The sequence below is a fragment of the Streptomyces sp. NEAU-YJ-81 genome (assembly GCF_017592595.1).
GTDB lineage: Bacteria > Actinomycetota > Actinomycetes > Streptomycetales > Streptomycetaceae > Streptomyces > Streptomyces hygroscopicus_B.
Genome location: NZ_JAGFNO010000001.1, coordinates 742,870 through 756,575 on the forward strand (window position 1 = coordinate 742,870; position 13,706 = coordinate 756,575).

Below are 13,706 nucleotides of genomic sequence, written 5' to 3' on the forward strand. Positions count from 1 at the left end.
CACTACCCACCTCCCTTGAGGACGGCACCCTGCAGTTCGCGGATGCTGAATTCATCACGCCGGCAGTGCGCCAGCGAGGGCATGACCGCGGCCAGTGGCGCGACCAGCACGTTGTAGTGGCTTCCGATGCGGTCGCATACGGCGACCGCCGTCGCGGCGTCCCACACCGCGGCCCAGAAGGCCCAGTCATGTCTCTGGTGGTTCCGCGCGGCGTCCAGGGCGGCCCGGCGCGCCACCGAGGCGGCGACCAGGATCCGGTACCGCTCTTCGGGCGTGGTGGTGCGATGGACCACTGCCCAGCCCTCGGCGCGGGTCTGGCTGGACGTCTGCTTCCACAGATCGGCCACCCGGTCGATTTCCTCTGGGGTGAGGTCCTCGATATGGGTGAGGAATTGTAGGACTCTTCGTGAGTTAGGGCCGAAAACTACGCTCATAGGACACTCCAGGACGCATGGTACATCTACGGAACTGGTGAGCCGCCCTACGGCCGCCGGTGGCCGGCCGCTCCCTGGAACGTGGGCCTGCCTTTCGGCCGTAGTCGCCGTCCGGCACGGTCCGGCCCACGTTCTTCCTCGGTGCCGTTCTCCGGCCCTAATCTCCGCGTCCCTGGGACATGTTGATGCTCGCCTTCGCGATGCCACCGCTCTTCTGGCCGATGAGCTGGAAGGCCACACCGCTCTCGTCCGCCGTGGTGATCTTGTACGAGCCCACAGCCGACGCCTTGCCCCGGCTGTCCACCTGGAAGGTCCCGATCTTGCGCTGGCCCGTCGAGCCCGACCCGGCGTACGCGGTCACCGTCTCGCCCGGGGCGAACCCCGCGACGTAGAAGCTCAGCGTGGTGCCCGCCCTGCCGCCGAAGGCGCTGGGCTCGGCGGACGGGGAGTACGGCAGCACGGTGAAGCCCGAGCGGACCACGGCCCGGCTCTGGTCGCCGATCGCCATCAGCGTCTGCCGCCCCTTGAGGCCGAACGGCACGTTGAACGCCACGTCGCGGATCTGGCCCATGCCGTTCGCCTGGGCGGTGAAGGCCGGCAGACCGCCGGTGGAGTTGATGTAGACCAGCACCCGCTCGCCGGGCGCGAACTTGTTGGCGGACAGCGTGATCCGCTGGCCGGCCTTGAGCGCGTACGGCTTGGACTTCATCGAGGGGTACATGGCCAGCATCTGGAAGGGCGCGGTGGCCGTGGTCTTGCTGCGCTTGCCCACCAGGACCAGGGTGCTGGAGCCGGTCGGGGCCACGCCCACCTTGATCGCCGCCTGGCCGACGCCGCCGCTGCTGTCGGTGTGCAGCGTGGTGACCGGGATACCGGTGGTCCGGCCCCAGAAGACGTCGATCGTCTCACCCGGGCGGAAGCCGCGGGCGGTGACCGTCACCACGTCGCCGGGGCGGCCGACCAGCTTGTTGATCTTCGCGGTGCCGACGGCGCCACCGGTGATCACCTTGGCCTCCGCCGCCTTGGTGCTGCCGCGCTGCTGGGCGACCAGGGTCGCGGGCCGGTTGCCCGCGCTCTCGGGCATGGTGAACCGGGCGTAAATCGACCCGAACTTGTCCGAGCGCACGCTGCCGATGGCGCGGCCCTTGGTGTCCGACTTCCGGACCTTGAGCAGGATGTCCACCGTGGCCTTCTTGTCGAAGCCACCGCCCTCGACCGCGGCGCTGCCGCCGGGGTTCACCAGACCGGGGTTGATCACGATGATCGGGCCCGATGCCTGGGGGACCCGCTGGTTGCCCAGCTTGATGGTCTTGGGCTGCTTGGGCGGGCGTATCTCCTGCTCCTGCCGGGAGTGCTCCTTCTTCGGAGCGCTCCCGCCCCCGCCGCCGGTGGTGTTCAGGGCGCCTCCGAAGCCGCCGCGCGCGACCACCTGGACGAGCGATCCGACGATCGCGAAGACCACGAGAGCCAGCAGGACGGTCTTCCAGGTGAGCTTTTTCCTCTTGTCACCGTCGGGGGTGTCCTCCTCGCCGAGGGTGTCCTCCTCGTCGGGGATTTCCTCCTCCTCGAGGATGTCCTCCTCGTCGGGGACGTCCTCGTCCTCGAGGATATCCTCCTCGTTCTCGGGATCATCCCTGTCCTCCGGAACATCCCAGTCGTCGTCGTACTCAGGCATGGCCTTCACCTCCTCTTCCCATGGCTACTGCACACGGTAGATTTCCAGCTTGATATTGCCCCGGGTCTCCGACCAGACGCGGGTGGAATTTTGCAGCGCCTTGAGAATCCAGTTCTCTCGGCCGTCGCCATTGTTGAGCATCATGGATCTGCGCATCTTGTTCGACATGATGATGTAGTCCACGTACTGCCATTTCTTCTTGAACAGTTTGTCGCGGACATCCGGGTCGGACGAGGCGTTCCAGTGGGAATGCGCGTACGGGTAGAACGGGCGCACATCGTGCAGTTCACCCCACAGGTCGTCGTCCATGATGATGCGCGAATTCGGTGGTACGTGCTTGCGCACCCAGGCGATCTGGGCATGCTGCATTCCGGTGAGATTGATCTTCGGCTGGTACTGGTCGGCGATCTGCGTATGGCCCTCGGTATTGGTGTGGACGAGATATCCGGAGGCCGGTGACGCCAGCAGCAGAATGGCCGCGAACGACGGCACGGCGACCCGGGTCACAGAATGCGCGCCGCGCATGAACCGATTGGCGAATGTGCCCTTGAGTAGCCGGTCCGTCACCATGCCGAGGTTCAGTGCGAGCATGGGGATCAGCGGGGTGACATAGAAGTCCAGCACCACGCTGCCGCGCACCAGATAGAAGGCGTATCCGAGGGCCAGTGTCCCGGCGATCAGAAAGCCCAGATTGCGCCTGCGGTCCCGCATGCCGATCCACAGGCAGATCGCCATCGCGCACACCCCGGCGATCAGCAGGAACTTGTCCCGGACCAGCCAGCTCGTCTGCAACAGCCCGGAGTGGCTGAAGAGGGTGCCCTGGTTGCGGTTGAGCTGCCACCACAGGGTGTAGAGCAGCGAGACGTGGTCCGCGGGTGGATTGTTGAGGTCGAAGTCGAAACCGCTCGGCAGCAGCTCGTTCTTGAGCAGGGCGTAGGTCACATAGGCGCCGATCGGGGCCGCGGCGGCGAATGGCCACAGGGTGCTGGTGAACCGGCTGCTGGCCGACCCCTTGACCCTCCGGTAGAGCAGGTACATGAAGCTGGGCAAGAAGAAGATCGCGTTCTCCTTGGTGATCAAGGCGATCCCCAGCGCCATCCCGCCGCCGAACACCGATCTGATCGTGACCTCTCGCCTGAGCAGCATGAACAGGCTCAGCAGCAGCCAGAGCATCATCAGGTTGTCCAGCAGGACCTGCCGCTGGAAGTAGACCGCGATCGGCGAGACGTTGAAGAGGAACGCGGTGACGGTGGCGGCCAGCACACTGCCGGACAGCCGCCGGGCGATCTCGAACAGCAGATAGATGCTGACGACGTGCACCAGCAGCATCAGGAACCGTCCGGTGTTGATCGCGTTCCCGAAGGTCTCGAACTGCTTCGGCAGTGGGAGGACCCATCCGGCCAGGGTGATCCACCCCAGCGGGGCGTGGTCGTAGTCGTAGGTGTACGGGGACAGGCTGGTCTCCCGCACCACCGACCACGCCCGCTGCATGTAGATGCCCTCGTCGGTGAGGTAGAGGGGGTAGCGGAACAGGTGGTAGCCGTGGGTGAGCAGCCCGGTCAGCAGGGAGGCGACCAGGGCGATTCTGCCCTTGGTCCCAAGCGGCGGGAACCAGCCGCGCTCCACGGAGAACCGCGGGCGGCGGCGCGGACCTCGCGCGGGGGCCTCGGTGGTCTTGGCTGTTGTGGTGTTCTTCCTCGTCGCGGCGTTTTTGTTCGCTGCGGTCTTCTTGCTTGTGGCGGTGGTCTTGGCTGTCGTGGTGCTCTTCCTTGTCGCGGCGTTCTTGTTCGCCGTGGTCTTCCTGCCCGGCGCGGTGCTCTTCCTCGCCGCGGTCTTCCGGCCTTCCGCGTCGGCCGCCGTCGGCCGCGAGGGCGTGGGGTTATCCGACACGCGACTCCGCCTCCTCGGTGGTGGCCCGGTGGGCGCCTACGTGCTGTGTCTTCTCCCAGTCGTGGCGGCCGAGCATCTCGCGCCGCATGGCCCGCAGCGCGGCGTACGCGAGGACCATCTGGAAGGGGAACCAGGCGATGGCCATGCGCAGGACGGCCTTTGGTGAGGCTTCGAGGCCGTGGGCGTTGGTGAACTCGTACAGACCGACCGCCTGGACCAGAAAGTGCGCGGCCAGCAGCAGGACGGGCAGATAGGAGACGAGCGCGATCAGCACCGGCACCTTGAGGATCAGAATCATGCCGAGCGAGATCGGCAGATAGAGGCCGAGCAGCGCCTGTCCGCGCGGGAACGCCAGGACGTAGACGGCGAGCCAGCGCTGTTTGCGCGTCGGCATCTTCTTCCAGGTGCCCTTCTTCAGGGTCTGCATGAAGCCCTGGCTCCAGCGGGTGCGCTGCCGGATGAAGTGGCCGAGGGTCGGCGGGGTTTCCTCCTTGGTCACATACCGGTCGTCGTAGACGACGCGCACCCGCTCGCCCATGGCGGATATCCGCAGGCCCATATCGGCGTCCTCGGTGAGGTTGCGGTCGTCCCAGCCGCCGAGCCGCAGCAGCAGCTCACGGGCGAAGAAGACGGTGTTGCCGCCGAGCGGGATCGAGCCGTAGTGGGCGTGGTAGTGCAGCCGGCTCTTGAACCAGAAGAAGTACTCCAGGACGTTGAGCGTCGAGTACCAGTTGGACTCGTAGTTCATCAGCTGGACACCGGCCTGGACCACCCTGACCTTCTCCTGCACCATCACGGTGTTCACCAGGCTGAAGATCTCCGGGTGGATGTCGTCTTCCGCGTCGAAGATCGTCACCACCTCGTTGGCGGTGTGCGGAAGGGCCGTGTTGAGGCCGTGCGGCTTGTTGATCGGCTTGTCGTCGAACACCACGACCCGCACGTTGCGCAGCCCTTTCCGCTTCAGCTCGTCGATCTTCTCCTCGGCCTTTTTGATCGTGCCGTCGTCGTCCTGTGAGCAGATCACGAAGACCTCCAGCAGTTCGGCCGGATAGTTGGCCCGCACCACGCGCTCGATGGTGCTCTGGATGACGTCTTCCTCATGCCGGGCGGGCAGTAGGACACTGAAGGAGATCTGGGGCGGCAGGAATTCGTCCGGCGCCCTGGCCTTCCGTTCGGCATCCGCCCGGTCCCAGGTGTAGAGCATGAGGTAGAGGACGTGGGCCGACTGCACGGTGAGCAGAATCGAGACCACGATCAGCACCAGGTAGATGATGGCGACAATCATCGGCTCCGCCTCCCCCAGACCCAGCCGGTACTCGTCGCGAAGTTGACCGCGAAAGCCGCCGCGATGCCGAGGCAATTCGCCAGCAGCAGATGCGTTCCGCCGCGCACCAGTGACCAGACGATGAGCACATTGACCCCGAGTCCGCCCAGGACCGAGACATTGAACTTGATGAATCGCCGCAGGGACGGAGTGTCGACCGCGAAGGTCCACCGGTCGTTCAGCAGATAGTTGTGAACCACGGCGAGTTCCACCGCTATCGCCGACGCCGCCAGGAGCGGAAGTCCGGCCCAGTGATAAAGAACGAAGAGGACCACCGTGTTCACGAGCACACCGCCCCCGCCGACGACCGCGAACCGAAGGGCCAGCCCGGGCATGCCGGCCATCGGGTTCCGGACCGGGAGGGCTCGCCAGAGCATTCCGGTCCGCTTACGGGCGTTGCCGGCGGAGGTATCCGCCTCTTCGTCCGGCTCTCCGGTGCGCTCGCTGAACGTTCGGAAACGCTGCATCGCGACTCCCTCTACAGGAGGCTCTTATCGCCGTTGACCCAAGAGTGCGTCACCCGAAAAGGAGGTAGTACCCGCGACTGGGGGAGCGGGTGGTACACCTTCGGCGGACCCCTCCGCTCCCCCGTATTGGGGAGAGGAGGGGGCGGGGTATCCCGACCGGTCCCCCAAAGAAGGGACGGGTCGCTCACCCTCTCGCGGGTGTCAGTACCTGCGGGGGATGCCCAAGATGAAATGGGCCCGACGGCCTTGCGTCCCGTGCGAAGAGAGTAGGTGACGTAATGTCAGGTCACGTGATGTCACGCCATCCATTCGCCGGCCGGGCCGGAGCGGTCATCGCAGCGATGATGCTCGCACTGGCCACGCCGGCTGCGGCAAGTGATTCCCATTCCGGTGGGCTGCACGATTCCGAATGGGCGCTGACCGCGCTCAAAGCGGAACGCGCCTGGAAAATCAGCAAAGGTGCCGGGGTGACCGTGGCGGTCATCGGCACCGGGGTCGACGCGACCCATCCGGATCTGCGCGGGCGCGTGGTCCGCGGAAAGGATTTCGCGGGCGGCACCGGCGGCTTCGGCACCCGGGACGGCGGCAAGGCGGCCGAGCAGTCCACCCATGCCGCCGGAATCATCGCCGGCACCGGCCGCAATTACCGCGGCGACGGGGTGTACGGCCTCGCGCCCCAGGCCAAGGTGATGCCGCTCGGCGTCTACCGCGACGGAAAGGCCCTCGCCGACCCCACCGCGAAGGCCATACGCCACGCGGTCGGCCAGGGCGCCCGCGTCATCGATCTGGCCGTCTCCTTCAAGCGCCCGACCCCCGCGCTGCGGTCCGCGGTGAAGTACGCCGTCGCCAAGGACGCCGTGATCGTGGCCGGCGCCGGCGACAACGGCAAGGAAGGCAACAAGCCCACCTACCCGGCCGCCCTCCCCGGAGTGGTCGCCGTGGTGGCCACCGACAAGAAGGGCGCCGTCTGGACCTCCTCCCACCACGGTGGGAAGACCCTCCTGGCCGCCCCCGGCGTCTCCATCCTCACCACCTCCGGCAACAACGACTACTGGACCGGCGACGGCACCGGCTTCGCGGCGCCCTGGGTCGCGGCGGGCGCCGCGCTGCTGCGCTCGGAGCACCCCCGCTGGAACGCCAACCAGGTCGTCCAGAAGCTGATCGACACCGCCGACCGCAAGGGCTCCGCGGGCCACGACCCGCGCTATGGATACGGGGTGATCGCCCCGGCCAAGGCGCTGGCGGACCGGGCCGCGCCATCGGCCTCCGCCAAGCTCTCCGCTCCCCGCCGCCATGCGGCCGCCACCCCGGCCGCCTCCGCCGCCAAAACCGACGGGGATGAATCCGCCCTGGTCACGATAGGGGTGGTGGCCGGAGCCCTGGTGGTGCTCGCGGTCGTGGCGGTGGTGCTCATCAGCCGGCGCAGGCCCCCGCCCGACAACTCCCACAACGGCTGAGGCCGGGCTGGACTCGCCATGATCACGAAACTGTGCGGACGCGTCCGCCGCCTCCGCCCGCCGGCCGGCGGACGTAAGCCCAGGTGGGCGGGGCGGGGCATCGCCCAGCTGATCGTGATGGTGCTGGTGGTCGAGGTGGTGATGGCGGCGACCACCGTGCAGGCCCTGTTCGTGGGCCCGGTACGGCAGCCGAACGGCAAGCCGTCACTCCCCGTGTCCAAGCCGTTCTTCCCGGCGACGACCCGCTTCTACACCGACCCCCACAACCCGGCCGCGACCTGGGTGCGGGACCATCCGCACGACCGGCGGGCGGCGGCCATCGGCGAGCGGATCGCCGCCGAGCCCCAGGCCGCCTGGCTCACCGAGACCAATGAGTCCCTGGTCGAGGAGCGGACCCGCTCCCTGGTCCGCACCGCCGCCGCCCAGCGACGGCTGCCGGTGCTGGTCCCGTACACCATCCCGCAGCGCGACTGCCAGCAGCTGAGCTCCGGCGGGGCCGGAGACACGGCCGCCTACGGGCGCTGGAGCGAGGCCCTCACCCGGGGGATAGGGGACGGGCGCGCCATCGTCATCCTCGAACCGGACGCGCTCGCCCATATGAGCTGTCTCAAGCGGCGGCAGCAGGCGGAGCGGTTCGCGGCGCTGTCGTACGCGGCGCGGGCGCTCCAGCGGGGGGCGCCACGGGCCCGGGTCTACTACGACGCCGGGAACTCCGGATGGCAGCCCGCGCGCACCATGGCCGATCGGCTGCGGCGCGCCGGAATAGAGCGGTACGGGGACGGGATAGCGGTCAACGTCTCCAACTTCAACGCCACCGCCGACGAGGTGCGCTACGGACTCTCCGTGATCAGGGAGCTGCGCCGGCCCCGGCTGGGGGTCGTGGTCGACACCAGCCGCAATGGGGCGGGGCCCACGCGGAAGCACAGCTTCTGTGATCCGCCGGGCCGCAAGCTGGGCCGGCCCCCCACCGCCGCCACGGGCATCCCCGGCATCGACGCCTTCCTGTGGGTCAAGCAGCCGGGGCAGGCGGACGGCTGTGCCGCCGGTGCGGGCATGTTCCTGCCCGGCTACGCGTACCGGCTGACGCGCTGAACCCCTGACCCTCTGCCCCCTCTCCCCCTGCCCCTCTGACCTCCTCCAAGGCGCCGGTCACCCCGTGACCGGCGCCTTTCGCATGCCCTGAGCGCCTCGGAGCGGCACCCCATATCGGACATAACCCCCATAAAACGGCCGAATTCTTCTACCTCAATTGAGGTAGGCGGAATTCGGTCGTTTGGCGTGCCCGGAATTCCTGCAATTGAGGTACGCAGATTTCAGCCAGCCGTACGGCGATTCGGGCCGCGGTCAGTCCCTAATGTCGGTGAGCGAAAGGACAAGCCACGAAGGAGCTCCGATCGATGCACAGAGTTCTCGTCGTGGAGCACCACCCACTGGTGTTGAGTGCTCTCGCCGATCTCGTAGTCGAGGAGCCCGGACTGGAGCTATCCGGAATTGCAGGGTCGGCCCGAGAAGCGATTTCTCTGGCCAACCACATGCAGCCGGATGTGGTGCTGATCGACGTGGATGAGCCCAGCTGGCAAACGCAGCGGCTGGTCCGCCTGATCGGCGAACTCCTACCGTCCGCGCGGATTGTCCGGCTGACCGCAGTCTCCGACCCGCAGATGGAATGTCTGGAATCTCCGACGAACAACCCCAGCATCCTCAAGACCGCAGTACCCGAATTCCTCAGGAGTATCACCGAATGAATTCCCCCATGGACCAGAACAACGCCCCGACCACCGAGACCAAGCGCACGCCGCGCTCGCAGCGTCTCCGCTTCGGTATCGCCGCGGCCGTCGTCGCTGCTGCTGCCGTGGGTGGCACTGTCACCGCTTTCGCTGTGAACAACACCGATGGCCAGTCGGCCACCACCACCTCCGCCGCCGGGGCCAAGGCCACGGGTGCGGGCGCCGAGGGCCCCCTGTCCACGAAGAAGAGCGAGATCGTGGACGCCAACGGCAAGAAGGTCGTCCTGACCGGTGTGAACTGGTTCGGTTTCGAGACCGGCACCTACGCGCCGCACGGCCTGTGGACCCGTAACTGGGAGTCCATGCTGGACCAGATGGCCAAGCAGGGCTTCAACACCATGCGCCTGCCGTACGCGAACGACATGTTCAAGTCGTCGGCCAAGCCCAACGGCATCGACTGGCACAAGAACCCCGATCTGAAGGGCCTCACCCCCCAGCAGATCATGGACAAGATCGTGAAGGGTGCCACCGACCGGGGCATCCGCGTGATCCTGGACCAGCACCGTCCTGACCAGTACGGCCAGAGTGAGCTGTGGTACTCCCAGAGCCTCACCGAGAAGCAGTGGCTGGACGACTGGGTCAAGCTGGCCAAGCGCTACAAGAACAACGACCGGGTGATCGGCGCCGACCTCCACAATGAGCCGCGTGGCCAGGCCACGTGGGGCGACGGCAACCCGAAGACCGACTGGCAGCTCGCGGCCACCAAGGCCGGTAACGCCATCCACAAGGTCAACAAGGACTGGCTGATCTTCGTCGAGGGTACGGACCGCCACAAGAACGAGCAGTTCTGGTGGGGCGGTGACCTCCAGGGTGTGAAGAAGCACCCGGTGAAGCTCAAGGAGTCGAACAAGGTCGTCTACTCGGCCCACGACTACGGTCCGGGCGTCTACAACCAGAACTGGTTCATGGCGAAGGACTTCCCGAAGAACATGCCGGCCATCTGGGACAAGCACTGGGCGTACATCAAGAAGCAGAACATCGCCCCGCTGCTGATGGGTGAGTTCGGTGGTAAGAAGACGGCTGGTAAGAGCTCCGAGGCCGTGTGGCAGAACGCCCTCATGGACTACCTCAAGAAGCACCAGATCAGCTACACCTACTGGACCTGGAACCCGGACTCGGGTGACACCGGCGGTGTGCTGAAGAACGACTGGAAGACCATCGACCAGAACAAGATGAAGATGCTGGCCAAGTACCAGACGCCGCTTCTGGAGGCGAAGAAGGGGAAGTAACGTCGGAGTGACCCCTTCGGTACACCGCCGATGACCACCTGGAGGTCATAGGCAGTGGGCAGCAGCGAGGGCCCGCAGGCAGCCGCCTGCGGGCCCTCGTCTTTTTCCCCGGCCGGAAGGGAAGCGGGGCGGACCCCCGGCGGGTTTCCCTCCCGGGCCGCGGACCGCGCCCGCGGACCGGCCCCCCACCCCCCAGGGAGGCCGATGATGAAGCCCCATCCGGCGACCGGCCGGCTCTTCTTCCCCCTGGTCGCGCTCGTCGTGATCGTGGCCGATCAGCTCAGCAAGGCCATGGCGCTGGCCGCCTGGAGCGGCACGGTGGGGCCACAGGCCCGGTTCGGGCCGTTCTGCGCGCTGCTGGTACGCAACACCGGGGTGGCCTTCGGCCTGGGCCACAGCAGGCCCGCGCTGATCGTCGTGATCACGCTCGCGGGCGCGGTGGCCACGCTGGGTGCGGCCGGTGCGGGGCTGCGGGTCCGCGGCCGGGGCGCGGCGCTGGGCCTGGGGCTGATCGCCGGGGGAGCGATGGGGAACGGCGCCGACCGGATGATCCGGTCGCCGGGCCCGCTGCGCGGGGCCGTCATCGACTGGATCACGCTGGACGCCCGCGGGCCGGTGTTCAACCTCGCCGATGTGGCCCTGATCACCGGGACCCTGCTCACCGCGGCCCTGCTGCTGCGCAGAACCTCGCGTGAACGGGCGATCGCGCTGCCCGGCGGGGGCGTGGGGCCCGACCCGATCGTCAGCCTCCGGCCTTGTGCACCGCGCCCTGATCCGCGTCCCGATCCGACCCCGGCACCCTCCCTGGGACCGGCTCCGGCTCCGGCTCCGCCTCCGTCGGCACCGCCCCGGGCACCGTCTCCGTCCCCGGGACCGGCTCGGTCGGCGCCGCCTCCGTCCCCGACGCATGACCCTCCCGATCCGCGAGGACTGCCGCGAAGTCCCTGAGCCGGTCCAGCACGATCTCGTCGGTCGTCCCGCGGGCGGCCAGCGCCTCGCTGATGCGCTGGTAGACGGCGAGCTCCCGGGCGCAGCGGTGGCACTCGGCCACATGGGTCCGCACCCGGGCCGCGGCCGGCGCCTCCAGCTCCCCGTCCAGATACGACTGGAGCATCGGCGCGCCCAGGGGACACCGTGCGCTCCGGAGATCTCCGGTGGTCTGCCTGGTTCGAGTGGTGCGTGTGGTCCGCCACCATGTCCATCTGCTCATGCGCCACCTCGCTCCGATTCCACTCCCGCGGCCAGCAGCTGGTTCCGGATCCGCTTACGCGCCCGGTGCAGCCTGCTCATCACCGTCCCCTTGGGGACGTCCAGCACCTGTGCGGCCTCCGCGTACGACAGCCCGTCCACATGCACCAGCCGCACCACTTGCTGGTCCCGCAGCGGAAGCGCCGTGAACGCGGCGTCCACGGCCTCGTCGAACGTCGTGTCGACCACCAGTTCCTCCGGTGTCGCGTCCCGGGCGGGGACCAGCCGCTCCAGCTCCGTATCCGGATCGTCGAGCAGCCGGGGCCGGCGCTGGCGGCGTCGGCTGACCTCCGCATGCCGCATGATCGTCAGCAGCCAGGCCCGTGGATGTCTCCCGTCAAAACGGCCGACTGCCCGGTACGCCCGTAGTAACGTGTCCTGCACGAGATCCTCGGCGTCGGCCCGCTGGGTGGTCAGTGACATGGCCACGCGCAGCAGCACCTCGACCTCGGGCAGCACATACTCAGCGAACATGCGCTGCTGATGGGCGTCCCGGTCAGCCACGGAGTGCCTCCTCGGATCCGGACCCCCCGGGGACGCGAAGCACGACATATCACACTCTGTGTAACATCTCGCTCACCGCGCCGCACGGGATGATCGGCGATCCGAGTGGCAGATCGGACGTTGAGGCAGACCGGACGTTCAAGCAGGATCAGGCGTCGACGTCGCTCAGACGTTCAGGGAGACCAGGCGCTTTCCCTCGGCCGTACGGATCTCGAAGCGTTCGATGTCGGCACGCTTCATGCCCGCGCCGCCATGCGCCCACAGCGGATCTCTCGCCTCCGCCTTGGGGCTGTCCTCGATCCCGTATCCCCACTCGGGCACGGACCAGGTCATCATCGTCTGCTCGTGGCCGTCCTTGGAGATCGCGATCAGGCTGCAGTCCAGGGGACCCTTGAGGTTCTTCAGCCGCAGGACGGCGTCGGTGCCCCACATCTTGTCCTCCAGCGCGACCGCCGCGTTCACCTTGGTGTCCGGGTCGGTGCCCTGCACCTTGTCGGGCATCCCGGAGAAGAGGGCGCTCTCGTTGGGGGCGGCCGTCACGGAGCTGTCCGAGCCGCCGGAGGTGACCGCGATGGTGCCGACCGGACCACCGACGATCAGCACGGCCGCCGCCGCGACCAGGTACAGCCCGCGCCGCCGCCGCTTGGCGCGGAAGGTGGCGACCTCGCCGACCATGCGCTGGAGCAGCGCCGGACCGGGGCGCGCGGTGAGGGTCTCGATGGCGTTGGGAGTGGCGCTGAAGGCATGCGGCGTGTGGCCCGTGAGCTGGGTCCGCCCGGGGCTGCCGTGGATCCCGGGGATGTCGGTCGCCAGATCGGCCAGCAGGGGTTCCAGTCCGGTCAGCTCGTCGAGCTGCCGTCCGCACTGGTCGCAGCCGGCCAGATGCTCCTCGAAGTAGCTGGCCTCCGCCTCGTCGAGCACGCCGAGCACATACGCGCCAACGGCGTCGTGTCCCGAGTGGTGCGTCTGCGCTGTCATGCCGTTACTCCTCTCTCCTCGAGCGCGAGCTTCATGGAGCGCAGCGCGTAGAAGACCCGGGACCGTACCGTCCCGCTGGGTATGCCGAGGGTCTGGGCCGCCTCGTTGACGGTCCGGCCCTTGAAGTAGGTCTCGACCAGCACCTCGCGATGGGCGTCGCTGAGGTCCTGCATCGCGTCGGTCAGGGTCATGAGCCGCAGTGCACGGTCGATCTCGTCCTCCGCGGGCATGAGTTCCAACGGGGAGGGGTCGACCTCCTGCGGCCGGGCCTGCCGGCTGCGGTGTCCGTCGATCACGATCCGGCGGGCGACCGTGACCAGCCAGGGCCGGATGGAGCCGGTGGCCCGGGAGAGCTGGTCGGCGTTCCGCCAGGCGCGCACCAGGGTTTCCTGGACGACGTCCTCGGCGCGGTGACGGTCGCCCGCGACCAGCCGCAGGACGAACGCGAGCAACGGCCCGGCGTGCTCCTGGTAGAGCGCGCGCATGAGGTGTTCGTCCGGCGTACCACGCTGGGATCTTGACGGACGCTCATCGGCCACGGCGGCGTCGTCGTGCACCTGAACCTCCAGGACCTGACCTGAGTTGGACATCTACGGACGCTCCCGGTCTGAGCCCCGGGGGGGATCGGCGGCCATGTCGGCCTCTTCCCCCTTCACTACGCACGGGGGGAGGCAGCCGCTCAACGCGTCGCGAAGAAATTCCGATCAGGTGTC

At 67.8% G+C, this 13,706-nt stretch carries 13 protein-coding genes and 1 pseudogene; 5 read left to right on the plus strand and 9 right to left on the minus strand.

The features are described 5' to 3' along the window. Positions 1-2 precede the first annotated feature (2 nt). The 5 genes from J5X86_RS03350 to J5X86_RS03370 all read right to left on the minus strand — a co-directional run bounded on the left by J5X86_RS03350 (position 3) and on the right by J5X86_RS03370 (position 5,790). A complete protein-coding gene (locus tag J5X86_RS03350) occupies positions 3-434 on the minus strand; it encodes a hypothetical protein (RefSeq protein WP_208515276.1) in 432 nt (143 codons plus the stop codon). 157 nt (positions 435-591) lie between these two features. Then, on the minus strand, positions 592-2,109 hold the full coding sequence (locus J5X86_RS03355) for a hypothetical protein (RefSeq protein WP_208515277.1): 1,518 nt from the start codon (positions 2,107-2,109) through the stop codon (positions 592-594). 24 nt (positions 2,110-2,133) lie between these two features. Then, positions 2,134-3,999 (minus strand): glycosyltransferase family 39 protein, encoded by a 1,866-nt coding sequence (locus J5X86_RS03360; RefSeq protein WP_308124433.1) that lies wholly within the window; start codon positions 3,997-3,999, stop codon positions 2,134-2,136. Continuing rightward, positions 3,989-5,284 carry a glycosyltransferase gene (locus J5X86_RS03365; protein WP_208515278.1) on the minus strand — a complete coding sequence of 432 codons (1,296 nt, stop codon included), beginning with the start codon at positions 5,282-5,284 and terminating at the stop codon, positions 3,989-3,991. The genes J5X86_RS03360 and J5X86_RS03365 overlap by 11 nt, the downstream gene beginning before the upstream one ends. Next, positions 5,281-5,790 (minus strand): GtrA family protein, encoded by a 510-nt coding sequence (locus tag J5X86_RS03370; protein WP_208515279.1) that lies wholly within the window; start codon positions 5,788-5,790, stop codon positions 5,281-5,283. The genes J5X86_RS03365 and J5X86_RS03370 overlap by 4 nt, the downstream gene beginning before the upstream one ends. A gap of 467 nt (positions 5,791-6,257) precedes the next feature. Here J5X86_RS03370 and J5X86_RS03375 point away from each other — a divergent pair, with 467 nt between their 5' ends. From J5X86_RS03375 to J5X86_RS03395, 5 genes are all read left to right on the plus strand, one after another. After that, positions 6,258-7,247 (plus strand): S8 family serine peptidase, encoded by a 990-nt coding sequence (locus J5X86_RS03375; protein WP_308124434.1) that lies wholly within the window; start codon positions 6,258-6,260, stop codon positions 7,245-7,247. A gap of 18 nt (positions 7,248-7,265) precedes the next feature. Beyond that, a complete protein-coding gene (locus J5X86_RS03380) occupies positions 7,266-8,339 on the plus strand; it encodes a glycoside hydrolase family 6 protein (RefSeq protein WP_208515281.1) in 1,074 nt (357 codons plus the stop codon). Between the two features lie 305 nt (positions 8,340-8,644). After that, entirely contained in the window at positions 8,645-8,992 is a 348-nt protein-coding gene (locus J5X86_RS03385; RefSeq protein ID WP_059142433.1) for a response regulator, read from the plus strand. Next, positions 8,989-10,263 carry a glycoside hydrolase family 5 protein gene (locus J5X86_RS03390; protein ID WP_208515282.1) on the plus strand — a complete coding sequence of 425 codons (1,275 nt, stop codon included), beginning with the start codon at positions 8,989-8,991 and terminating at the stop codon, positions 10,261-10,263. The genes J5X86_RS03385 and J5X86_RS03390 overlap by 4 nt, the downstream gene beginning before the upstream one ends. A gap of 204 nt (positions 10,264-10,467) precedes the next feature. Then, positions 10,468-11,211 carry a signal peptidase II gene (locus J5X86_RS03395; RefSeq protein WP_208515283.1) on the plus strand — a complete coding sequence of 248 codons (744 nt, stop codon included), beginning with the start codon at positions 10,468-10,470 and terminating at the stop codon, positions 11,209-11,211. Between the two features lie 91 nt (positions 11,212-11,302). On the opposite strand, the pseudogene J5X86_RS52780 reads toward J5X86_RS03395, so the two are convergent. The 4 genes and pseudogenes from J5X86_RS52780 to J5X86_RS03410 form a co-directional block, all read right to left on the minus strand. Continuing rightward, positions 11,303-11,473: pseudogene (locus J5X86_RS52780) on the minus strand (zf-HC2 domain-containing protein); the annotation flags it as partial. Then, entirely contained in the window at positions 11,470-12,015 is a 546-nt protein-coding gene (locus tag J5X86_RS03400) for an RNA polymerase sigma factor (protein WP_014061682.1), read from the minus strand. The pseudogene J5X86_RS52780 and the gene J5X86_RS03400, both read right to left, overlap by 4 nt. Positions 12,016-12,180: 165 nt before the next feature. Then, entirely contained in the window at positions 12,181-12,993 is an 813-nt protein-coding gene (locus J5X86_RS03405) for a zf-HC2 domain-containing protein (RefSeq protein ID WP_208515284.1), read from the minus strand. Next, positions 12,990-13,583, minus strand: coding sequence for a sigma-70 family RNA polymerase sigma factor (locus J5X86_RS03410; protein WP_078642199.1), 594 nt, complete (start codon positions 13,581-13,583; stop codon positions 12,990-12,992). Before J5X86_RS03410 ends, J5X86_RS03405 begins: the two co-directional genes overlap by 4 nt. Positions 13,584-13,706: the final 123 nt, after the last annotated feature.